Consider the following 21,076-nt stretch of genomic DNA (forward strand, 5'->3'; position numbering starts at 1 on the left):
AGGTCAGGCGAAGCGGGCGTCGACGGCGTCGCCGTGCGCGGGCAGCGCCTCGGCGTCGCTCAGCGCGCGGATGTGCGGGGCGACCCGCTGCAGGGCGGCGCGGTCGTAGGAGACGAGCTGCTGCGGGCGGAGGAAGGTGTGCGCGCCGAGCCCGGAGGAGAAGCGCGCCTGCCCGAGGGTCGGCAGCACGTGGTTCGAGCCGGCGAGGTAGTCGCCGAGGCTGACCGGCGTCGTCGGGCCGAGGAAGACGGCGCCGGCGTCGTGGATCCGCTCGGCGGTCACCTCGGGATCGACGGTGTGCAGCTCGAGGTGCTCGGGACCGTAGGCGTCGCTGAAGGCGCAGGCGATCTCGAGGTCGTCGACGATCACGAGCGCCGACTGCGGGCCGGCGAGGGCGATGCCCACCCGCTCGGAGTGGTGGGTGCGCGCGGCCTGCTCGGCGATCTCGCGCTCGACGGCCTCGGCGAGGGCCGGGTCGTCGGTGACGAGGACGGCGGAGGCGGCCTCGTCGTGCTCGGCCTGGCTGACCAGGTCGGCGGCGATCAGGCGGGGGTCGGCGGTGGAGTCCGCGATGACGAGGATCTCGGTCGGTCCGGCCTCGGAGTCGATGCCGACCTGGCCGAGCACCTGGCGCTTGGCGGTGGTGACCCAGACGTTGCCGGGGCCGGTGATGATGCTGACGGGATCGAGGCCGAGGGAGTCGACGCCGTAGGCGAGGGCGGCGACCGCACCGGCCCCGCCCATCGCGTACACCTCGTCGACGCCGAGGAGTCCGGCGGCGGCGAGGATCGTCGGGTGCACGGAGCCGCCGAACGCCTTCTGCGGCGGCGAGGCGATCGCGACGGAGCCGACGCCGGCGGCCTGGGCGGGCACGGCGTTCATGATCACGCTCGAGGGGTAGACGGCCTTGCCGCCGGGGACGTAGAGGCCCGCGCGGCCGACGGGCTGCCAGCGCTGGGTCACGGTGGCGCCGTCGTCGAGAACGGTCGTGCGGGCCGGCGGGATCTGCGCGGCGCTGGCCTTGCGGACGCGGACGATCGCCTCCTCGAGGGCCGCGCGGATCGCGGGGTCGAGGTCGCGGACCGCGGCGGCGATGTCCTCGGCGGGGACGCGCAGGTGCGGCGGGCGGACGCCGTCGAGGCGCTCGGCCTGGTCGAGCAGCGCCTCGGCGCCGCGCGCGCGGACGTCGGCGATCAGCTCGGCGACGACGGGTCCGACGGAGGCGGAGGTGCCGGGGTTGCGCGGAACGAGGGCGAGGAGCTCGGCGGCGGACGGGCGCCGCCCCCGCAGATCGAGAGTCTGAATCATGGCCGCCCCAGCCTACCGGCCGCACTCGCGCGCTCCCCCGCGGGCGCCTCCCGCGCCGCCGACCGCGGGGACTCGATCCGTCGCCGGGTCTCGATGCGCCGCTGCGCGGCTACTCGACCAGCATGCACTGCGCGCGGCCCGAGGCGAACCGGCGATCCGCGTGCCGGCGGATCGCCGCAGCCGAACGCAGGACGCTCTGCAGAACGCGACCACCCGCACGAGCCGACCGCGGCGAGCCGGGCAGCGACCGGCTCGCACGAAGGCTCAGTAGAGGCAGTTGGGGCCGAGCAGGCTCTTCAGCTCGCCGAACAGGTCCGGGGTGATCCGGACCGGGAACGGCACCTCGAAGACGCGGGCCGTGTCGCCCTTGATCAGCTTGAGGCGGACCTCGGTGCGACCGGAGTGGCGGATGAGCACGTCGCTGAGCTGCGAGACCGTGTCGGTGGTCGCGCGCGACTCCGGCATCGAGACCGTGAGCGGGCCGGAGTCGCCGTCCTGGCTCATCTCGGGGGCGAAGAGGCTGAACGCGTGCAGGTTCATGCCGTCGTCGCGCATGCTGACGCGGCCGCGCACGACGACGATGGAGTCGTTCGTCAGCGCCGGGGCGAACTCCTGGTACGCCTTGCCCATGAACATGCAGGTGATCTCGCCGCCGAAGTCCTCGACCTGGATCATCCCGTACTGGTTGCCCGACGCCTTCGCCATCCGGTGCTGCACGCTCGTGACGAGTCCGGCGACGACCACCGTCTCGCCGTCGCCGATCGACTCCGAGACCAGCAGGTCGGCGATCGTCGTGCTGTAGTGCTTGGCCAGCTCCGTCTCGAGCCCGGCGAGCGGGTGGTCGGAGACGTAGAGGCCGAGCATGTCGCGCTCGAAGGCGAGCTTGTCCCGCTTGGCCCACTCCGGCCGGGTCGGCACCTGGATCGCGGCCTGCGGCTCGTCCCAGAGGCTGTCGAAGTCGAAGCCGACCTGGCCGTTGGCCTCGTTGCGCTTCTCGCCGACGGCGGCCTCGACCGCGTCCTCGTGCACCTCGACGAGCGCGCGCCGGGTCGAGCCGAGCGAGTCGAACGCGCCCGCCTTGATCAGCGACTCGATGGTGCGCTTGTTCGCCACCGGGAGCGGCACCTTGCGCAGGAAGTCGTGGAACGACTCGAAGCGCCCCTTCTCCTCCCGCGAGACGCGGATGCCCTCGACCACGTTGGTCCCGACGTTGCGCACGGCGCCGAGGCCGAAGCGGATGTCGGTGCCGACGGCGGTGAAGAAGCCGATCGACTCGTTCACGTCCGGCGGAAGCACCTTGATGCCCATCCGCCGGCACTCGTTGAGGTAGGCGGCCATCTTGTCCTTGGAGTCGCCGACGCTGGTGAGCAGCGCGGCCATGTACTCGGCGGGGTAGTGCGCCTTGAGGTACGCGGTCCAGTAGGAGATGACGCCGTAGGCGGCCGAGTGCGCCTTGTTGAACGCGTAGTCGGAGAAGGGCAGCAGGATGTCCCAGAGGGTCTTCACCGCGGCCATCGAGTAGCCGTTCGCGTTCATGCCGCCGGAGAAGCCCTCGAACTGCTTGTCCAGCTCGGACTTCTTCTTCTTGCCCATCGCGCGGCGGAGCAGGTCGGCCTGCGCGAGCGTGAAGCCCGCGAGCTTCTGCGCGATCGACATCACCTGCTCCTGGTAGACGATCAGTCCGTAGGTGCCGCCGAGCACCTCGGCGAGCGGCTCCTCGAGCTCCGGGTGGATCGGGGTGATCTCCTGCACGCCGTTCTTGCGCAGCGCGTAGTTGGTGTGCGAGTCGGCGCCCATCGGGCCCGGCCGGTAGAGCGCGAGGACCGCCGAGATGTCCTCGAAGTTGTCGGGCTTCATCAGGCGCAGCAGCCCGCGCATCGGCCCGCCGTCGAGCTGGAAGACGCCGAGGGTGTCGCCGCGCGCCAGCAGCTCGTAGGCGGCGGGGTCGTCGAGCTCGAGGTCCTCGAGGACGAGGTCCTCGCCGCGGTTGGCGCGGATGTTGTCGAGGGCGTCGTCGATGATGGTGAGGTTCCGCAGCCCCAGGAAGTCCATCTTGATCAGGCCGAGCGACTCGCAGGCGGGGTAGTCGAACTGCGTGACGATCTGGCCGTCCTGCTCCCGCTTCATGATCGGGATGATGTCCTTGAGCGGATCGCTCGACATGATCACGCCCGCGGCGTGCACGCCCCACTGCCGCTTGAGGTTCTCGAGGCCGAGCGCCGTCTCGAAGACGAGCTTCGCCTGCGGGTCCTCGGCGATGACGTTCCGGACGTCGAGCGCCTCCTTGTAGCGCGGGTGCTCCGGGTCGTTGATCCCGGTCAGGGGGATGTCCTTGCCCATGATCGCGGGCGGCATCGCCTTGGTGAGCTTCTCGCCCATCCCGAACGGGAAGCCGAGCACGCGGGAGGCGTCCTTGAGCGCCTGCTTCGCCTTGATCGTGCCGTAGGTGACGATCTGCGCGACGCGCTCGTCGCCGTACTTGTCGGTGACGTAGCGGATGACCTCGCCGCGGCGACGATCGTCGAAGTCGACGTCGAAGTCGGGCATCGAGACGCGGTCCGGGTTGAGGAAGCGCTCGAAGATCAGGCCGTGGCGCAGCGGGTCGAGGTCGGTGATCTTCATCGCGTAGGCGGCCATCGAGCCGGCTCCGGAGCCGCGACCCGGGCCGACGCGGATGCCGTTGCGCTTGGACCAGTTGATGAAGTCGGCGACGACGAGGAAGTAGCCCGGGAAGCCCATCTGCAGGATGACGCGGGTCTCGTAGTCGGCGCGGTCGCGCACCTCCTGCGAGACGCCGTCCGGGTAGCGCTCGTTCAGCCCGGCCTCGACCTCCTTGACGAACCAGCTGTCCTCGGTCTCGCCCTCGGGGACGGGGAAGCGCGGCATGTAGTTCGCGGACGTGTCGAACTGCACGTCGCAGCGCTCGGCGATCAGCAGCGTGTTGTCGCAGGCCTCGGGGTGGTCGCGGAAGACCTGGCGCATCTCGCGCGGCGACTTGAGGTAGAACTCGTCCGCGTCGAACTTGAAGCGCTTGGGGTCGTCGAGCGTGGTGCCGGACTGCACGCAGAGCAGCGCCGCGTGCGAGGTGGCGTCGTGCGCGTGGGTGTAGTGCAGGTCGTTCGTGGCCACCAGCGGCAGGTCGAGGTCCTTCGCGAGCCGGATCACGTCGCCGATGACGCGGCGCTCGATCTCGAGGCCGTGGTCCATGATCTCGGCGAAGTAGTTCTCCTTGCCGAAGATGTCGCGGTAGTCGGCCGCCGCCTGCCGCGCCTCCTTGTACTGCCCGAGGCGCAGGCGCGTCTGCACCTCGCCGCTCGGGCAGCCGGTGGTCGCGATGAGCCCCTCGGAGTGCTCGGCGAGGATCTCGCGGTCCATCCGGGGCTTGAAGTAGTAGCCCTCGATCGAGGCGCGCGAGGAGAGCCGGAAGAGGTTGTGCATGCCGGTCGTCGTCGAGCTCAGCAGCGTCATGTGCGTGTAGGCGCCGGAGCCGGACACGTCGTCGCCGCCGCCGTCGCCCCAGCGGATCCGGGTCTTGTCCGAGCGGTGCGTGCCGGGGGTGATGTAGGCCTCGGTGCCGATGATCGGCTTGATCCCGGCCGCGGTCGCGGTGCGCCAGAAGTCGAAGGCGCCGAACACGTTCCCGTGGTCGGTGACGGCGATCGCCGGCATACCCTCCTCCACCGCCGCGTCGATCAGCGGCTTGACCCGGGCGGCACCGTCGAGCATCGAGTACTCGCTGTGCACGTGCAGGTGGACGAAGGAATCGTTACTCGGCAAAGGATGCGCCTCCGACGGACTGCGGGCAGGGAGACCGAAAGTCTACCCGCGTCACTCCCCGCGGAGGACGCCCAGCGCGTGCGCGAGGTCGTCGGGATAGGTCGCCTCGAACTGCACCCACTCCCCCGTCCCCGGGTGCGCGAAGGCCAGCCGGACGGCGTCGAGCCACTGCCGGGTGAGGCCGAGGCGCTTGGAGAGCGTGGGGTCGGCTCCGTACATCGCGTCGCCCACGCAGGGGTGGCGCTGCGCGGCCATGTGCACGCGGATCTGGTGGGTGCGGCCCGTCTCCAGACGGATCTCGAGGAGCGAGGCGAACGGGAACGCCTCGATCGTCTCGTAGTGCGTGACCGACGGCTTGCCGTCGGCGCGGATCGCGAACTTCCAGTCCGAGGAGGGGTGGCGTCCGAGCGGCGCGTCGATCGTGCCGGTCAGCGGATCCGGGTGCCCCTGGACCACGGCGTGGTAGATCTTCTCGACCTGGCGGTCGTGGAAGGCGCGCTTGAGGTGGGTGTAGGCGCGCTCGGACTTCGCGACGACCATCAGTCCGCTCGTCCCGGCGTCGAGGCGGTGCACGATGCCCGCGCGCTCGGCGGCGCCGGATGTCGAGATCGTGAAGCCGGCGGCGGCGAGCGCGCCGAGGACGGTGGGGCCCTCCCAGCCGACGGCCGGGTGCGCTGCGACGCCGACCGGCTTGTCGATCACCACGATGTCGTCGTCGTCGTGGACGATGCCGAGCTCGGGGACCGCGATCGGGACGATGCGCGGCTCCTCGCGCGGGCTCCACTCGACGCTCAGCCAGGCACCCGCGGCGACGCGGTCGCTCTTGTCGAGCACCCGGCCGTCCGCCGTGACGCCGCCGGCGTCGATGACCTCGGCGGCGAAGGTCCGTGAGAAGCCGAGGAGCTTGCCCACGGCGGCGTCGGCGCGGAGACCGGCCAGGCCGTCGGGGACGGGCAGCGAGCGCGACTGCACCATCAGGCGCCGCCGCGCGGCTCGGACTCGACGGCCTCGGTGTCGTCCCTGTCCTCCGCGGCGGCCTGCTCGGCCTTCCGCGAGGTGCGCGTGCCGTCGAGGTTCACACCGCGCAAGCTGAGGACCACGAAGAGCCCCATCGCCGTGCAGATGGCGATGTCGGCGACGTTGTAGATCGCCGGCAGCAGCCACGGCGTGTAGAGGAAGTCGACGACGTGGCCCAGGCCGAACGACGGCTCGCGGAACAGGCGGTCGAACAGGTTGCCGAGCGTGCCGCCGAGCAGCAGGCCGAAGAACAGCGCCCAGGCCGTCGAGCGGATGCGCCGGGCGAACCAGATCACCGCCACGACCACGCACGCGGCGATGATCGAGAAGATCCAGGTGGAGCCGCTCGCGAGCGAGAACGCGGCCCCGGGGTTCTTCACGTAGTGCAGGATCAGCACGTCGCCGAGGACGTGGACGTCCTCGCCGAGGGTGAGCCGGGTGCTGACGAGGTGCTTCGCGGTCTGGTCGATCGCGAACACCGCGAGCGCAACGAGGCCGAGGGTGACAAGCACCCTCGGCCTGACGTTCGCTGCGGTGGTGCTACGCCCCAAAGCCGGGGAACGAGGACGACTCGGCCGACACCGGCTGGGTGTCGAGGTCGCGGAGCTGGCCCTCGATGTAGCTCTTCAGCTTCTGGCGGTACTCGCGCTCGAAGGTGCGGAGCTCGTCGATGCGGTGCTCGACCGTCGCGCGCTCCTCCTCGAGCTTCGCGACCTGGGCACGCTGCTTGGCCTCGGCCTCGGCGACGATGCGCGCGGCGGTGGCACGGCCCTCGGCGACGAGCGCGTCGCGCTTCTCGGCGCCCTCGCGGACGTGCTCCTCGTGGAGACGGCGCGCGAGCTGCAGGAGTCCGCTGGAGCTCTCGGCCTCGTCGACCGGAGCCGACTGCGAGGCGGCGGGAGCGGCCTGTGCGGGAGCCGGGGTGGGCTCCGGCTCGGGCTCGGGCTCGGCCTCGGGCTCGGGGGCCTCGTCGACCACGGGAGCGGGAGCCGGAGTGGAGGCCACGGGGGCGTCCATCGGCCGCGAGTCGCCCGAGGAGAGGCGCTGGCGCAGCTCCTCGTTCTCCTGGTTCAGGCGGCGGAGCTCCACGACGACCTCGTCGAGGAAGTCGTCGACCTCGTCCTGGTCGTATCCCTCGCGGAACTTGGTCGGCTGGAACCGCTTGTTGACAACATCTTCGGGAGTGAGCGCCATGGCTTTCCACCTTCGATTTCAAGTAGGTACACGTTCAAGAACGTTCGGCTGGAGCTAGCAACGACTAAAGCTAGCAACTGGGAGCGCGCGGCGCAGTGCGGGCACAGCGGAGCACGTCCGATCGACGCCAACGATACAGGGGCCGCCGGGGGCCCGCGCACCGCCGGGGATCAGACGCGCTGGAGCCAGGTGGCGATGTACATGCCCACGATCACGCAGAGCATGGTGAGACTCCAGCCGAAGTCCAGCGCGATCGGGCCGATCGAGACCGGCTTGATCACCCGGCGGAAGAAGGAGATCGGCGGGTCCGTGACCGTGTACACCGTCTCGGCAGCGACGAGTCCGACGCCGCGGGGGCGCCATTCACGACGGATCACCCGGACGAGATCGAGCACGAAGCGCGCCCACATCGCGAAGAAGTACAGCAGGAGGACGAAGTAGAGGACGCTCGCGAAGAGCGAGATGACGGAGCTCACCGAACGACAGGGCTCCCGGGATCAGGACTTCGCGAAGAACGACGCATCGGCGTCGCTCTCGGCGGAGGCCGAATCGCCCGCGACCGTGATGTGCGACGGGGAGAGGAGGAAGACCTTGCTCGTGACGCGCTCGATGCGCCCGTAGAGGCCCTGCGAGAGGCCGCTCGCGAAGTCGATCAGGCGGCGCGCGTCGGCGTCGCTCATCTGCGAGAGGTTGATGATGACGGGGATGCCGTCGCGGAAGTTCTCCGCGATGACCTGCGCGTCGCGGTACTGCTTGGGGTGGACGGTGAGGATCTCGTTCATCTCAGCGTGTGCCGTCGCCTTCGGGGTCTGGGGGGTGGGCTTGCGGAGCGGGGTGACCGTCGCGCGGGGCTGCTGCGGGGTCTGCTCGACCGGCGGGACCGGCTGCACCGGGGAGACCGGGGCGCGGTGAGCTGTCGCGGGAGCCGCCTCGACGGTCTCGGCACGCTCGTACTCGACCTCTTCGTCGGCGAGTCCGAGGTACACCATCGTCTTCTTCAGCGGGTTGGCCATCAGTGTCCTCCGTGTTGTCGTCGCACCCACAGCTGGGTCACGACGAGGCTACGGGCGGGCGGGCCGATTGCCGGTGATTGCCGACCCGATTCGCAGGTGTGTCGCACCCTCCGCGATCGCCTCGGCGAAGTCGTTCGACATGCCGGCCGAGATCGCGCTCGCCGCGGGGTCGATCGAGCGCACCCGCTCCGAGATCCCGCGCAGCCGCGCGAAGGCCGGGCGCGGCTCCTCGCCGAGCGGAGCGACGGCCATCACGCCGCGCAGGGCGAGCCCGCGAGCCGCGGCCAGGGCCTCCGCCAGCGGCTCGACCTCGTCGGGCGACGCTCCCCCGCGGTCGGGGTCGTCCGTCAGGTTCACCTGCAGGAAGACGTCGAGCGGCGACTGCCCGGGCTCCGGCACGCCGGTGTCGAGCAGCGGGACGAGCGCGAGCCGGTCGACCGAGTGGATCGAGCTCGCGTAGCGCCTCACCTGCCGCGCCTTCTTGCTCTGCAGCTGGCCGATGTAGTGCCAGCGCGCCGGAGTGCCGGCGAGCTCGGCCGACTTCTCCTGCGCCTCCTGGTGGCGGTTCTCCCCGAAGTCGGCGACGCCGAGCTCGAGCAGATCGCGCAGGAGGGCGACGGGGTGGTACTTGGTGACCACGATCGTGGTCAGCTCGGAGGGGTCGCGGCCGGCCGAGCGCGCGGCCTCGGCGACCTGCTCGGTCACCGAGGCCCAGCGCTCGGCCAGGTCGCGATCCACCACGGCGGCGACTACTTGAGGAAGTCGGGGATGTCGAGGTCGCTCTCGTCGTCGTCGAACGACGGGTCGGCGACGGGAGCCGGCGCGGCGACCGGCGTGCTCGACCAGATCGACCCGGCGGACGGAGCCGCGACCGGGGCCGGCGCGGGCTCGCTCGACGCCTCCGCGGGCAGGCTCTGCTGCGCGCGCGGCTGGGCGACGGCGGCCGGGCCGGTCGCGCCGGGCTCACCGCCGTCGAAGCCGGCCGCGATCACGGTCACGCGCACCTCGTCGCCGAGGGTGTCGTCGATGACCGCACCGAAGATGATGTTCGCCTCGGGATGCACCGCCTCCTGGACCAGGCGCGCCGCGTCGTTGATCTCGAAGATGCCGAGGTTCGACCCGCCCTGGATGGACAGCAGCACGCCGTGCGCGCCGTCGATGCTCGCCTCGAGCAGCGGGGACGCGACGGCCAGCTCGGCCGCCTTGATCGCCCTGTCCGCACCGCGCGAGGAGCCGATGCCCATCAGCGCGGAGCCGGCGCCCTGCATGACCGACTTCACGTCGGCGAAGTCGAGGTTGATCAGACCCGGCGTGGTGATCAGGTCGGTGATGCCCTGGACACCGGCGAGCAGGACCTGGTCGGCGGTGGCGAAGGCCTCGAGCATCGAGATGCCGCGGTCGCTGATCTCGAGCAGGCGGTCGTTCGGCACGACGATGAGGGTGTCGACCTCGTTCTTCAGGGTCGCGACACCCGCCTCGGCCTGGGTCTGGCGGCGCCGGCCCTCGAAGCCGAAGGGCTTCGTGACGACACCGATGGTGAGCGCGCCGATCGACTTGGCGATGCGCGCCACGACGGGCGCGCCGCCGGTGCCGGTGCCGCCGCCCTCGCCCGCGGTGACGAAGACCATGTCGGCGCCCGCGAGCACCTCCTCGATCTCCTCCGCGTGGTCCTCGGCGGCGCGGCGGCCGACCTCGGGGTCGGCGCCCGCGCCGAGTCCGCGGGTCAGCTCGCGGCCGACGTCGAGCTTGACGTCCGCGTCGCTGAGCAGGAGCGCCTGCGCGTCGGTGTTGATCGCGATGAACTCGACGCCGCGGAGGCCGAGCTCGATCATGCGGTTGACGGCGTTGACGCCGCCACCGCCGATGCCGACGACCTTGATCACGGCGAGGTAGTTCTGGTTTGAAGTCACGTGTCCGGCCTCCGGGCTGAACCTTAAACCTGTAGTTGAGGCTTAAAGTTATGCTGAGTATGCATTTGGGGTGTGGGGTCGACGGTAGGCGGAGTGCGCTCCGCCCCGCGCCAGACACGCCCGCAATCGGCAAAGAGCCGCGCGGATCCGTCCGGCGCGCCGCTCATCGCCGGGCGACGACGGCGGCCTGGGGCGAGGAGACGTCGTAGGAGGCGACGGTCGCCGGATCGGTCGCCGCCATCAGCTTCTCGAGGACGACCGCCTTGAGGGCCGAGTCGTCCGAGCCGCCCCAGAAGACGACCGCGCCGTCGGTGAGCGTCAGCGAGACGTCGTCCCCCGTGGTCGCCGCGGCCGAGGCGACCTGCCCCTCGAGCGACTCCGGCAGGGTCAGCAGCACCCGCGCCGTCGTGCGGAAGGCGGCGCCGGACGCCGAGCCGGTCGGCGTGCTGAGCAGCGGGTACCCCTCCTGGGCGGCCGGCGCGGTCTCGATGACGACGCCCGCCGGGTCGACGAGGTCGAACTCGGCCCCGTCGGCGATCACGCCGACAGGGGTCCGCTCGACGACGCTGACGATCAGGGTGCTGGGCGGCCGCGTCTGCACGGAGTAGCTCCGCACCAGGGGGTAGCTGCCGAGCACGCGCCCGACGGCGGCGCGGTCCACCAGCGTGAGCGGCACCCCGACCTGGTCCGAGAGCGAGTTCTGGATGTCCTGGGCGCTGACGCGCTGCGTGCCCGTGATCTCGATCGTCTTCACGGCCATCAGCGGCGAGTACGCCGCGACCGCGACGACCAGGGCGAGGAGGACCAGCGAGCCGGCCGTGACGAGGGCGATCGTGCGCCGGCGGCGGGCCCGACGGGTGAAGCGGCGGACCTCGCCGCGCTCGAAGCGCCGGCGCTCCCGCCCTGCCTTCGCGAGGGCGCGGCCCTCCGAGCCGGGCAGCACGAGGCGACGGAACGGGGTGCGTGGCGTCCGCTCCGGCTCAGCGGCCCCGGCGGAACGGGGCTTCGCGGGCTCGGCGCTCTCGGGCTTCGCCTTCTCGGGCGTCGTTCTTTCCGGCTTCGCTCTCTCGAGCCTCGCCTTCTCGGGCGTCGGAGCCGAGGCCTCCGGTACCGAGGGCGCTGCCTTCTCGGCCTTCTCCGCCCTCGCCGCCTTCTCCGCCTTCTCCGCCTTCAGGCGCTCGGCCTGCAGCTTCCCGGCCGCGCTGCGGGGCGCGGACGGCACGCGCAGCGGCGACGGCGTCGTGAGCCGGATCGGCTCGGTGGGGTGCTCGTCGCCACCGGACGGACGCCGATCCTCCGGACGAGGATCCGCGGGCGCGGGACCCACCGGACGTGCGGGCGCGGGACGCGCTCCACTCGGCGGCCGCACGCCGTCCGGCCGCTTCATCGTGCGACCGGCGCGACCTCGCTCGCGCCGAGCGACTCGAGCAGCTGGGGGATGATCCGGTAGACGTCGCCGCAGCCGAGCGTGATCACGAAGTCGCCCTCGCGCGCGATCTCGGCGGTGCGCCGGGCCGCGTCCTGCCAGTCGGCGAGGAACGAGACGTGCGACGGGTCGGCGAACCTCTCGCTGACGAGCGCCCCGGTGACGCCGGGCTCCGGGTCCTCGCGGGCGCCGTAGACGTCGAGGACGATGGTCTCGTCGGCGTGCTGCTCCAGCGCCTCGGCGAACTCGCGGGCGAAGAGCCGGGTGCGGCTGTAGAGGTGCGGCTGGTGCACGGCGATGATCCGGCCGGTGCCCACGACGGTCCTCGCGGCCGAGAGGGCGGCGGCGACCTCGGTGGGGTGGTGCGCGTAGTCGTCGTAGACGCTCACGCCGCGCACTGCGCCGTGCAGCTCGAAGCGGCGCTCGGTGCCGCCGAACCCGGAGATCGCGGCGAGTGCGGGCGCGGGCTCGAAGCCGAGACCGACGAGCACGGCGAAGGCGCCGGCCGCGTTGATCGCGTTGTGGCGGCCGGGGATGCGCAGCCGCGTCGTGTACCGGCGGCCCTCGTACTCGACGGTGAAGCCGACCGGGCCGACCAGCTCGAGGTCGACGACGCGGACGTCCGAGCCCTCGGCCTCGCCGAACGTCAGGACCTTCGGGCCGTCGATGCGGCGGGTCACGCTGACGGCGCCGGCGTCGTCGGAGGAGATCACGACCAGCTCGCGCGCACTCGAGGTGAAGGTGACGAACGCCTCCTCGAACGCCTCGAGCGAGCCGTAGTGGTCGAGGTGGTCCGGGTCGACGTTGGTGACCAGCGACACCGCGGTGTCGTAGAGCAGGAAGCTGCCGTCGGACTCGTCCGCCTCGACGACGAAGACCTCGCCGGAGCCGGCCGCGGAGGAGGTGCCGAGACCCTCGATGATGCCGCCGTTGACGAAGCTCGGGTCGGCGTCGAGACCGAGCAGACCGGTGACGATCATGCCGGTCGAGGTGGTCTTGCCGTGCGCGCCCGCGACGGCGACGAGGCGCTTGCCGCGGACCAGCCAGGCGAGCGCCTGCGAGCGGTGCAGGACGGGCAGGCCGCGCTCCTTCGCCAGCAGGTACTCGGGGTTGTCCGGCCAGAGCGCCGAGGTGACGACGACCGCCTCGGCGTCGCCGAGGTGGGCCGCGTCGTGCCCGATCGCGACGGGGATGCCGAGCTCGCGGAGCTGCTCGATCGGGTGCGACTCGCGCACGTCGGAGCCGGTGACGCGGTGACCGGCGCGGTGGAACAGCCGCGCGATCCCGCTCATCCCCGAGCCGCCGATGCCGATGAAGTGGACCGAGCCGAGCTCGTCGGGGACGGTGATGCCGAGGTCGGGCTTGATCACGGGGCTCTCGCTTTCGGATGGTCGGCGCGGCGTGCGGGGTGCAGCAGGCCGGACGAAGAAATCAGTTTAACCGCGGAGGGATCAGTGCGGACGGAGACCGGACCCGATGAGGTCGACCAGTCGGCCGGAACCGTCCCGCACGCCGACGGAGGCGGCGCGGCGGCCCATGTCCGCCAGTCGCGGGACGTCCTGCAGGAGCGGCACCAGGTCGCTCGCGACCCAGGCGGGCGTGAACGCCGCGTCCTCGACGAGGACCGCGCCGTCCGCGTCGACGACCCCGCGCGCGTTGAAGCGCTGCTCGCCGTTGCCGACCGGGTACGGGACGTAGACCGCGGGCAGCCCCAGCGCGCTGAGCTCGCTCACGGTGGCGGCTCCCGCGCGGGAGACGGCGGCGTCCGCGGCGGCGAGGGCGAGGTCCATCCGGTCGCAGTAGGCGAGGAGATGGTAGCCGGGGACGCCGGGGTCGGTGATCTCGGCGCGGTCGCCGGTGATGTGCAGCACCTGGAACCCGGTCGCGACGAGCGCGGCGGCACTCGCGTGCACGGTCGCGTTGATCCGCCGGGCGCCGAGCGAGCCGCCGGTGACGAGAAGGGTCCGGCGCGCGGGATCGAGACCGAAGGCGGCCATCGCCTCGTCGCGTGCGGCCGCGCGGTCCAGCTGCGCGATCTCGCGGCGCAGCGGCATGCCGACGACCTGCGCGTTCCGCAGCGGCGTGCCCTCGAAGGCGACGCCCACGAACGGCGTGAAGCGGGCGCCGAGCCGGTTGGCCAGGCCGGGCCGGGCGTTGGCCTCGTGCACCACGAACGGGACGCCGGCGCGGCGGGCCGCGAGGTAGGCGGGGGCGGCCGCGTAGCCGCCGAAGCCGACGACCGCGTCGATCCGGCGCTCGCGGAGGGTGCGGACGATGCCGTCGATCGTCGCGCGGAGGGCCGAGGGGAAGCGCAGGGCGGCGCCGTTCGGGCGGCGCGGGAAGGGCAGGCGCGGGATGACCGACAGCTCGTAGCCGCGCAGCGGGACGAGGCGGGCCTCGAGCCCCTCGGCGGTGCCGAGCACGAGGACCTCGTCGTGAGGGTTCCGCGCGCGGATCTCGTCGGCCGTGGCCAGCAGCGGATTGACGTGGCCGGCGGTGCCGCCGCCGGCCAGGAGGAACCGGGTCATCGGGCCGCGGCCTTCCGGGCGGCGCGCGCGGCGGCGCCGTCGCTCGGGGAGGTCTGGTTCCGCGCGAAGGAGAGCACGACGCCGATGGCGAGGAGCGAGCTGAGCAGGGCGGTGCCTCCGGAGGAGATCAGCGGCAGCGGCACTCCGAGCACCGGGAGCACTCCGAGCACCACCCCGATGTTGACGAACGCCTGGCCGATCAGCCAGACCATGACGGCACCGGTCGTGATGCGGACGAACGGGTCGGTGGACGCGTGGATGATGCGGAAGAACGCGATGGCGAGGACCACGAACAGCGCGAGGACCACGATCGCGCCGATCAGGCCGAGCTCCTCGCCGATGATCGCGAAGATGTAGTCGTTGTCGGCCGCGGGCAGCCAGGACCACTTGGCCTTGGAGTTGCCGAGGCCGACGCCGAAGATGCCGCCGGAGGCCATCGCCCAGGTGCCGTGCACGGGCTGCCAGCAGGAGGTCTCGTACTGCTCCGACCCCGAGCAGTCGCCGAGGAAGGACATGATCCGGGTCAGCCGGTTCTCGCTGGAGACCGCGAAGAGCACGGCGCCCACCGCGCCGACCAGCACGATCGGGACGAGCACCTTCATCTGCACGTTCGCGTAGAAGAGCGCGGCCAGCACGATGCCGGCGAGGATCAGGACGGTGCCGAGGTCGCCGCCGCCGAGGACGAGGCCGATCGAGCCGCCCGCGACGATCAGGACGGGCATCAGCGCGTCCTTCCAGTCCTTCGGACCGCGGTAGCGGCGCGCGAGCAGCAGACCGAGCCAGAGCGCGAGCGCGAGCTTGATGATCTCGGACGGCTGCATCGTGAAGCCGCCGATGCGGAGCCAGTTGCGGTTGCCGCCGACCTCCCAGCCCAGCGGGGAGAAGAGCACGAGCAGCTGCAGGAAGCAGCCGGCGCCGAGCAGGAGCGGCGTGGCCTTCTTCCAGAACCGGATCGGCACCCGCGAGACGACGAGCATCAGCGGCACGCCGAGCAGGGCGAACCCGCCCTGGCGGAAGAACCCGCCGAAGGAGTCGTCGCTGCGCACGTAGGACGTGACCGACGAGGAGGACAGCACCATGGTCAGGCCGAAGAGAACGAGGAACAGGGTGGTGCCGAAGAGCAGGAAGAAGTTGGGCGATCCCGAGGCGAGGACGCGGGCGAGAACGATGCGCGCGGTGCGGAGGCGACCGTGCTCCCGGCCCTGCTCGTCCCCGGGCGCCTCAGTGCGCGAGCGGCCCGGGCTGCGGTTCGTCGTCGGAGCGGTCATCGGCTCCCCCTCCCAGATACGTCGCCACGGCGGCCGCGAAGAAGCGGCCCCGCTCCGCGTAGTCGCGGAACTGGTCCATCGACGCCGCGGCGGGTGCGAGCAGGACGACGTCGCCCGTGCGGGCGAGCACCGCGGCGGCCTCGACGGCCGCCTGCATCACCGCCCCAGTGTCATCCGGGACCACCTCGGTCACGGGGAGGGCGGGCGCGTGTCGCCGGAATGCCTCGAGGACCTCCGCGCGGTCCGCGCCGATGACGACGGCACCGCGCAGCCGACCGGTGTGCGCGGCGACGAGCGCGTCGATATCGACGCCCTTCAGCAGCCCGCCGACGAGCCAGACCACGGACGGGTAGGCCCGGAGCGAGGCGTCGGCGGCGTGCGGATTCGTCGCCTTGGAGTCGTTCACCCACACCACGCCGGAGCTCTCCGCGACCACCTGGATGCGGTGGGCGTCGAGCTCGAAGGTCGCCAGAGCGCGGCGGACGGCGCCCGGCTCGATCCCGCAGGCCCGCGAGAGCGCCGCGGCCGCGAGCACGTTCTGCACGATGTGCGGGGCGGCGAGTCCGCGGGCGGCGAGCTCGTCGACCGTGGCGATCTCGATCGCGCTGGTGGCGCGGTCCTCGAGGAAGGCCCGGTCGCAGAGGATGCCGTCGACGACGCCGAAGTCGCTCGGCCCGGGGACGCCGAGGCCGAAGCCGATGGCGCGGGCGCCCTCGATCACCTCGGCGTCGACGACCATCTGCTCGGTGACGGCGTCGGCGCGGTTGTAGACGCAGGCGACCCGCGTGTTCGCGTAGACCTTCGCCTTCGCGTCGCGGTAGGCCTCGAAGGAGCCGTGCCAGTCCAGGTGGTCCTCGGCGATGTTGAGGCAGGCGCTCGCGAGCGGCTCGATCCGGCCCAGGTAGTGCAGCTGGTAGCTGGAGAGCTCCACCACCAGCACGTCGAAGCCCTGCGGATCGCGGACGGCGTCGAGCACCGGGATGCCGATGTTGCCGCACGGCGCCGCGCGCAGCCCGCCGGCGACGAGCATCGTCGCGGTGAGCTGGACGGTCGTGGTCTTGCCGTTGGTGCCGGTCACCAGCACCCAGTCGGCCGGAGTGCCGTCGGCCCGGACGACCTTGTCGCGCACGCGCCAGGCGAGCTCGACGTCGCCCCAGAGCGCGATGCCGGACTCCCCCGCCCACGCGACTATCGGGTGAGTCGGGGCGAAGCCGGGCGAGACCACCACGAGCTCGGGGGCGAACGACGCCAGCTCCTCCGGCACGCGGTCGAGCTGCTCGGCGCGGTGCAGGCGCGCGCCGATGACCTCGAGCAGGCGCTCCCGCTCCTCGTCGGCCCGGTCGGCCAGCACGAGGACCTCGGCGCCCAGCTCGGTCAAGGTGTCGGCGACGGAGAAGCCGGTGACGCCGAGCCCCAGCACTGCCACGCGGAGACCGCGCCAGTCGGAGTGCCAGCTGGTCAGGGAGTCGGGGCGGGCGGACTGCGCGGGATCGGTCATGCCAGGGAGAGCCATTCCAGGTAGAAGAGCCCGACGCCGGCCGCGACGAAGATGCCGGCGATGATCCAGAAGCGGACCACCACCGTGATCTCGGCCCAGCCCTTGAGCTCGAAGTGGTGGTGGAGGGGGCTCATCAGGAAGATGCGCTTGCCCCGGGTGAGCTTGAAGTAGATCCGCTGCACGATCACCGAGCCGGTGACGATCACGAACAGGCCGCCGATGAGGATGACGAGCAGCTCGGTGCGGGTGAGGATCGCGAGGGCGGCGAGCGCGCCGCCGAGGCCCAGCGAGCCGGTGTCGCCCATGAAGATCTGCGCGGGCGAGGTGTTCCACCAGAGGAAGCCCACGAGGGCGCCCGAGATCGCCGCCGCGATGATCGCGAGGTCGAACGGATCGCTCACCTGGTAGCACTTGTCGGCCACCTCGGGGTTCAGCTGCGCGTCGAAGCACCACTGGTTCGACTGCCAGAAGCCGATGATGACGTAGGAGCCGATCGCGAGGATCGACGAGCCGGTCGCCAGGCCGTCGAGTCCGTCCGCGACGTTGACGCCGTTGGACGTGCTCGTGACGATCACGCAGATCCAGAGCACGAACAGCCCGATGCCGATCCAGCCGAGCGTCGCGAAGTCGAACGGCAGGTCGCGGATGAACGAGATCGACGTCGAGGCCGGCGTCAGTCCGTTGGAGTCGCGGACCATGATCGCGATGACCGCGAAGGCCGCCGCGACGATGATCTGCCCGGCGATCTTCGCCCAGCCGCCGAGGCCGAGGCTGCGCTGGTTGCGGGTCTTCAGGAAGTCGTCGATGAAGCCGACGAAGCCGAGCCCCACCATCATGAACAGCACCAGCAGCGCCGACGGCGCGAGCGCCCGGTTGCCGAAGAGCGAGCCGAGGAAGTATCCCGCCACAGTGGCGATGATGATGACGATGCCGCCCATCGTCGCCGTGCCGTGCTTGACGTGGTGCGACTTCGGCCCGTCCTCGCGGATGAACTGCCCCCACTGGAGGCGGTGGAACAGCCGGATGAACAGCGGCGTCAGCAGCAGCGTGAAGGCGCCGGAGAAGGCTCCGGCCAGAAGGAGTGCTCTCATCGGTGGCGCTCTCCCAGTCGGTCGCCCAGGAATCGCAGCCCGGCGGAGTTGGACGACTTCACCAGGACGGTGTCGCCGCTCCGAAGATAGCCGTCGAGGAGGTCGTAGGCCTCGTCCGCGGTCTCGACGAAGACGGACTCGCCGCTCCAGGAGCCCTCGCGCTCGGCGGCGACGTGGATCCGCCGCGCCTTGGCGCCGACCACGACGATCTGCGCGATGTTGAGCCGGACGGCGAGCAGGCCCACGCGGTCGTGCTCCTCGTCGGCCCACTCCCCCAGCTCGCTCATCTCGCCGAGGACCGCGACGGTGCGCCCCTCGGGCTTCGCGATCTGGGCGAGGGTCCGCAGGGCGGCGGCGGTGGAGTCGGGGCTGGCGTTGTAGGCGTCGTTGACGACCGTGACGTCGGCGCCGCCGAGCACCTGCATGCGCCAGCGCTCGGCGAGGGTGACCGTGCCGAGGGCGTCGACGACCGCGTCGAGCGGGACGCCGACGGAGAGCGCCGCGGCGGTCGCGGCCAGCGCGTTCATCACGTGGTGCTCGCCGAGGACGCGGAGGAACAGCTCGGCGCGGGCGGCCTCGCGGCCCTCCCCTGCGGCGACCTCGATGGCGAACCGGGTGCCCTCGGCCGTCGGCTCGATGTCGACGGCGCGGACGTCGGCCTGCTCGCCGTGGCCGAACCACAGCACGCGGGCGGCGGTCCTCGCCTGCATGGAGGCGACGCGGCCGTCGTCGGCGTTGAGCACCGCGACGTCGTCCGCGGTGAGATCGGCGACCATCTCGGTCTTCGCCTCGAGCGTGCGCTCGATCCCGCCGAACTCGCCGGCGTGAGCGAGGCCCACCGCGAGGACGATCCCGACGTCGGGCTTGGCCATCCGGACGAGGCGGCGGATCTCGCCGACCGCGCTCGCACCCATCTCCGCGACCAGGTACCGCGTCGACGGCGACACCTTCAGCATCGTGATCGGCGCGCCGACCTCGTTGTTGAACGAGCCCTGCGGCGCGACGGTCTCGCCGTGGCGCTCGAGGATCGTGCGGAGCAGGTTCTTGGTGGTCGTCTTGCCGTTGGAGCCGGTGACGGCCAGGACGGTGAGGTTCCCGAGTGCGCGCACGCGGCGGACGACCTCGGTCGCGAGGGCGCCGAGCGCCTCGACGGAGTCGTCGACGAGCACCTGCGGCACGTCCAGGTCGAGCGGGCGCTCGACGATCAGCAGCGCGGCGCCGCGCTCGACGGCGACCGGAGCGAAGAGGTGGCCGTCGGTGTGCTCGCCGCGCTTGGCGACGAAGATCCCGCCGGGCGCGATCTCGCGGGAGTCGGTCTCGGTCGCGCCGTCGACGACGGTGCTCGCGTTCGCGGAGGAGCCGGCGAGGTGCAGCCGACCGGAGACGGCCGCGGCGATCTCGGTGAGGGTCAGGGCGATCATCTAGAGCCAGCCCGCCTCGCGCAGGGCCTGCCGGACGTCGTCTCTGGCCGAATACGGCATGTGCACTCCTGCAATCTCCTGGTGGTCCTCGTGGCCGGGTCCGGCGTAGAGGATTGCGTCGCCCTCGTCCGCGAGGGCGATGGCCGCCCGCACGGCGGCGCGCGGGTCGGGGATCTCGTGGATCTCCCGGCCGGGCACGGCCTCGGTCGCCGCGCCGACGAGGACGGCGCGGATCGCCGCCGGGTCCTCCCAGCGCGGGTGGAAGTCGGTCACGACGACGACGTCCGACAACTCGGCGGCGATGCGCCCCATGTCGGCCCGCTTGGTGGTGTCGCGGTCGCCGTCGGCGCCGAAGACCATGATCAGCCGTCCCGGCGTCAGCGCCCGCAGCGCCTCGAGCGCGTTGGAGAACGCGTCCGGGGTGTGGCCGTAGTCGACGTAGACGCGCGGGCCGCGGTCGCCGGAGACGCGCTCGGCGCGCCCCGGGATGTAGACGTCGAGCGCGCCCTCCTCGAGGGTGTGCGCGATCGCCTCGAGATCGAAGCCGGACTCGACGAGCATGACGATCGCGAGCGCGGCGTTCGCCGCCATGTACCAGCCGATCAGCGGGATGCGCACCACGACGGAGCGGTTCTCCGGCCCCTCGAGGTGGAAGGTCGTGCCGTCCGCTGTGCCCTCGACGACCGTCATCGACCAGTCGGCCGGCGTCGTCGGTGCGACACCGACGACCGGCGAGCTGGCGAGCGTGGTCACGGGGATGCGGCTGCGCTCGACGAGCTCGCGGCCCCAGCTGCTGTCGACGGTGACGACGCCGCGGCGGGCGCGGTCCGGTCCGAACAGGTCCGCCTTCGCCTCGAAGTACTGCGCCATGTCGGTGTAGTCGTCGAGGTGGTCGTGCGTGAGGTTGGTGAAGCCGACGACGTCGAAGACGAGGCCGTCGATCCGGTGGCGGGTGAGCGCCTGGGCGGACACCTCGATCGAGACCGCGCGGACGGCGGCCTCGCGCATGCGCGCCAGCAGCCCGTGCAGCTCGCTCGCCTCGGGGGTGGTGAGGGCGCTGACGACGGCCACGTCGCCGATCCGGCGCTCGGCGGTCGAGCTGAGCCCGGAGACGACGCCGAGGCGGCGCAGCAGCGCGTCGAGGAGGTAGACGACGCTGGTCTTGCCATTGGTGCCGGTCACGCCGAAGAGCGTCGGGGTGTCCTCGCGGGTGCGGTGGATCCAGGCGGCGACGGCGCCCAGGGCGGCCCGCGGATCGGGGGTGACCAGGACGGGCAGACCGCTGGCGGCGGCGAGCTCGGCGCCCTCGGGATCGGTCAGAACCGCGACCGCTCCTGCGGCGGCGGCACCGACGGCGAAGGCGGCGCCGTGCGCGGCGCGGCCGGCGACGCCGACGTAGAGGTCTCCCGGCTCGACGCAGCGCGAGTCGAGGGTGACCCCGCTGACCTCGACGCCCTCGACGCCGCGGACCGGGCCGAGCGAGAACTCGGCGACCAGCTGCGAGAGCGCGCGGGGCGCCGGGTGCTCGGGCCGGAGGGAGGTCTGCGGGCGAGTGTCGTGCAATGCCCGCCCTCTCTCTCCTGCTGGTGCTGTCTCTCGTGCCGGTGCTGTCTCTCGTGCCCGCG

Annotated in this window: 17 protein-coding genes; all 17 read right to left on the bottom strand. The window is 71.9% G+C overall.

The genetic code is table 11. The features are described 5' to 3' along the window. Positions 1-3 precede the first annotated feature (3 nt). Positions 4-1,308: a histidinol dehydrogenase gene (gene hisD / locus GTU73_RS12625; RefSeq protein WP_160089977.1), complete on the bottom strand. Its 1,305-nt coding sequence runs from the start codon at positions 1,306-1,308 to the stop codon at positions 4-6. 264 nt (positions 1,309-1,572) lie between these two features. Further along, entirely contained in the window at positions 1,573-5,085 is a 3,513-nt protein-coding gene (dnaE, locus tag GTU73_RS12630) for a DNA polymerase III subunit alpha (protein ID WP_160089979.1), read from the bottom strand. Positions 5,086-5,136: 51 nt separating this feature from the next. Continuing rightward, on the bottom strand, positions 5,137-6,057 hold the full coding sequence (locus tag GTU73_RS12635) for an RluA family pseudouridine synthase (RefSeq protein WP_160091362.1): 921 nt from the start codon (positions 6,055-6,057) through the stop codon (positions 5,137-5,139). Between the two features lie 2 nt (positions 6,058-6,059). Continuing rightward, a complete protein-coding gene (gene lspA / locus GTU73_RS12640; RefSeq protein ID WP_160089981.1) occupies positions 6,060-6,614 on the bottom strand; it encodes a signal peptidase II in 555 nt (184 codons plus the stop codon). A 28-nt stretch (positions 6,615-6,642) separates the two neighbouring features. Then, positions 6,643-7,296: a DivIVA domain-containing protein gene (locus tag GTU73_RS12645; protein WP_160089983.1), complete on the bottom strand. Its 654-nt coding sequence runs from the start codon at positions 7,294-7,296 to the stop codon at positions 6,643-6,645. A gap of 170 nt (positions 7,297-7,466) precedes the next feature. Then, positions 7,467-7,772, bottom strand: coding sequence for a YggT family protein (locus GTU73_RS12650; protein ID WP_279630795.1), 306 nt, complete (start codon positions 7,770-7,772; stop codon positions 7,467-7,469). Between the two features lie 21 nt (positions 7,773-7,793). After that, the gene (gene sepF / locus GTU73_RS12655; RefSeq protein ID WP_160089985.1) at positions 7,794-8,309 is read right to left on the bottom strand and encodes a cell division protein SepF; all 516 of its coding nucleotides are present in this window, start codon (positions 8,307-8,309) and stop codon (positions 7,794-7,796) included. 48 nt (positions 8,310-8,357) lie between these two features. Beyond that, positions 8,358-9,050 carry a YggS family pyridoxal phosphate-dependent enzyme gene (locus GTU73_RS12660; RefSeq protein ID WP_244231627.1) on the bottom strand — a complete coding sequence of 231 codons (693 nt, stop codon included), beginning with the start codon at positions 9,048-9,050 and terminating at the stop codon, positions 8,358-8,360. An 8-nt stretch (positions 9,051-9,058) separates the two neighbouring features. Next, positions 9,059-10,219 carry a cell division protein FtsZ gene (gene ftsZ / locus GTU73_RS12665; RefSeq protein WP_160089987.1) on the bottom strand — a complete coding sequence of 387 codons (1,161 nt, stop codon included), beginning with the start codon at positions 10,217-10,219 and terminating at the stop codon, positions 9,059-9,061. A 163-nt stretch (positions 10,220-10,382) separates the two neighbouring features. Beyond that, positions 10,383-11,441, bottom strand: coding sequence for an FtsQ-type POTRA domain-containing protein (locus GTU73_RS12670; RefSeq protein WP_160089989.1), 1,059 nt, complete (start codon positions 11,439-11,441; stop codon positions 10,383-10,385). A gap of 161 nt (positions 11,442-11,602) precedes the next feature. Further along, positions 11,603-13,015 (bottom strand): UDP-N-acetylmuramate--L-alanine ligase, encoded by a 1,413-nt coding sequence (murC, locus tag GTU73_RS12675; protein WP_160089991.1) that lies wholly within the window; start codon positions 13,013-13,015, stop codon positions 11,603-11,605. 81 nt (positions 13,016-13,096) lie between these two features. Then, entirely contained in the window at positions 13,097-14,173 is a 1,077-nt protein-coding gene (locus GTU73_RS12680) for a UDP-N-acetylglucosamine--N-acetylmuramyl-(pentapeptide) pyrophosphoryl-undecaprenol N-acetylglucosamine transferase (RefSeq protein WP_160089994.1), read from the bottom strand. Beyond that, entirely contained in the window at positions 14,170-15,441 is a 1,272-nt protein-coding gene (gene ftsW, locus GTU73_RS12685) for a putative lipid II flippase FtsW (protein ID WP_160089996.1), read from the bottom strand. Before ftsW ends, GTU73_RS12680 begins: the two co-directional genes overlap by 4 nt. Further along, positions 15,395-16,939, bottom strand: coding sequence for a UDP-N-acetylmuramoyl-L-alanine--D-glutamate ligase (murD, locus tag GTU73_RS12690; protein WP_160089998.1), 1,545 nt, complete (start codon positions 16,937-16,939; stop codon positions 15,395-15,397). Before murD ends, ftsW begins: the two co-directional genes overlap by 47 nt. Further along, a complete protein-coding gene (gene mraY / locus GTU73_RS12695) occupies positions 16,936-18,030 on the bottom strand; it encodes a phospho-N-acetylmuramoyl-pentapeptide-transferase (protein WP_123732994.1) in 1,095 nt (364 codons plus the stop codon). Before mraY ends, murD begins: the two co-directional genes overlap by 4 nt. After that, positions 18,027-19,451, bottom strand: a complete 1,425-nt coding sequence (gene murF, locus GTU73_RS12700; RefSeq protein ID WP_160090000.1) for a UDP-N-acetylmuramoyl-tripeptide--D-alanyl-D-alanine ligase — start codon at positions 19,449-19,451, stop codon at positions 18,027-18,029. Before murF ends, mraY begins: the two co-directional genes overlap by 4 nt. Next, positions 19,452-21,014, bottom strand: coding sequence for a UDP-N-acetylmuramoyl-L-alanyl-D-glutamate--2,6-diaminopimelate ligase (locus GTU73_RS12705; protein WP_160090002.1), 1,563 nt, complete (start codon positions 21,012-21,014; stop codon positions 19,452-19,454). It lies immediately after the preceding gene. Between the last annotated feature and the right edge of the window lie 62 nt (positions 21,015-21,076).

This window comes from Rathayibacter sp. VKM Ac-2804, assembly GCF_009866655.1.
In the GTDB taxonomy this organism is placed as follows: Bacteria; Actinomycetota; Actinomycetes; order Actinomycetales; family Microbacteriaceae; genus Rathayibacter.

Coding starts and splice junctions, on each gene's coding strand:
- hisD (WP_160089977.1), bottom strand. CDS start 1,308: ATGATTCAGACTCTCGATCTGCGGGGGCGGCGCCCGTCCGCCGCCGAG.
- GTU73_RS12645 (WP_160089983.1), bottom strand. CDS start 7,296: ATGGCGCTCACTCCCGAAGATGTTGTCAACAAGCGGTTCCAGCCGACC.
- sepF (WP_160089985.1), bottom strand. CDS start 8,309: ATGGCCAACCCGCTGAAGAAGACGATGGTGTACCTCGGACTCGCCGAC.
- GTU73_RS12680 (WP_160089994.1), bottom strand. CDS start 14,173: ATGACCCGGTTCCTCCTGGCCGGCGGCGGCACCGCCGGCCACGTCAAT.
- ftsW (WP_160089996.1), bottom strand. CDS start 15,441: ATGACCGCTCCGACGACGAACCGCAGCCCGGGCCGCTCGCGCACTGAG.
- murD (WP_160089998.1), bottom strand. CDS start 16,939: ATGACCGATCCCGCGCAGTCCGCCCGCCCCGACTCCCTGACCAGCTGG.
- mraY (WP_123732994.1), bottom strand. CDS start 18,030: ATGAGAGCACTCCTTCTGGCCGGAGCCTTCTCCGGCGCCTTCACGCTG.
- murF (WP_160090000.1), bottom strand. CDS start 19,451: ATGATCGCCCTGACCCTCACCGAGATCGCCGCGGCCGTCTCCGGTCGG.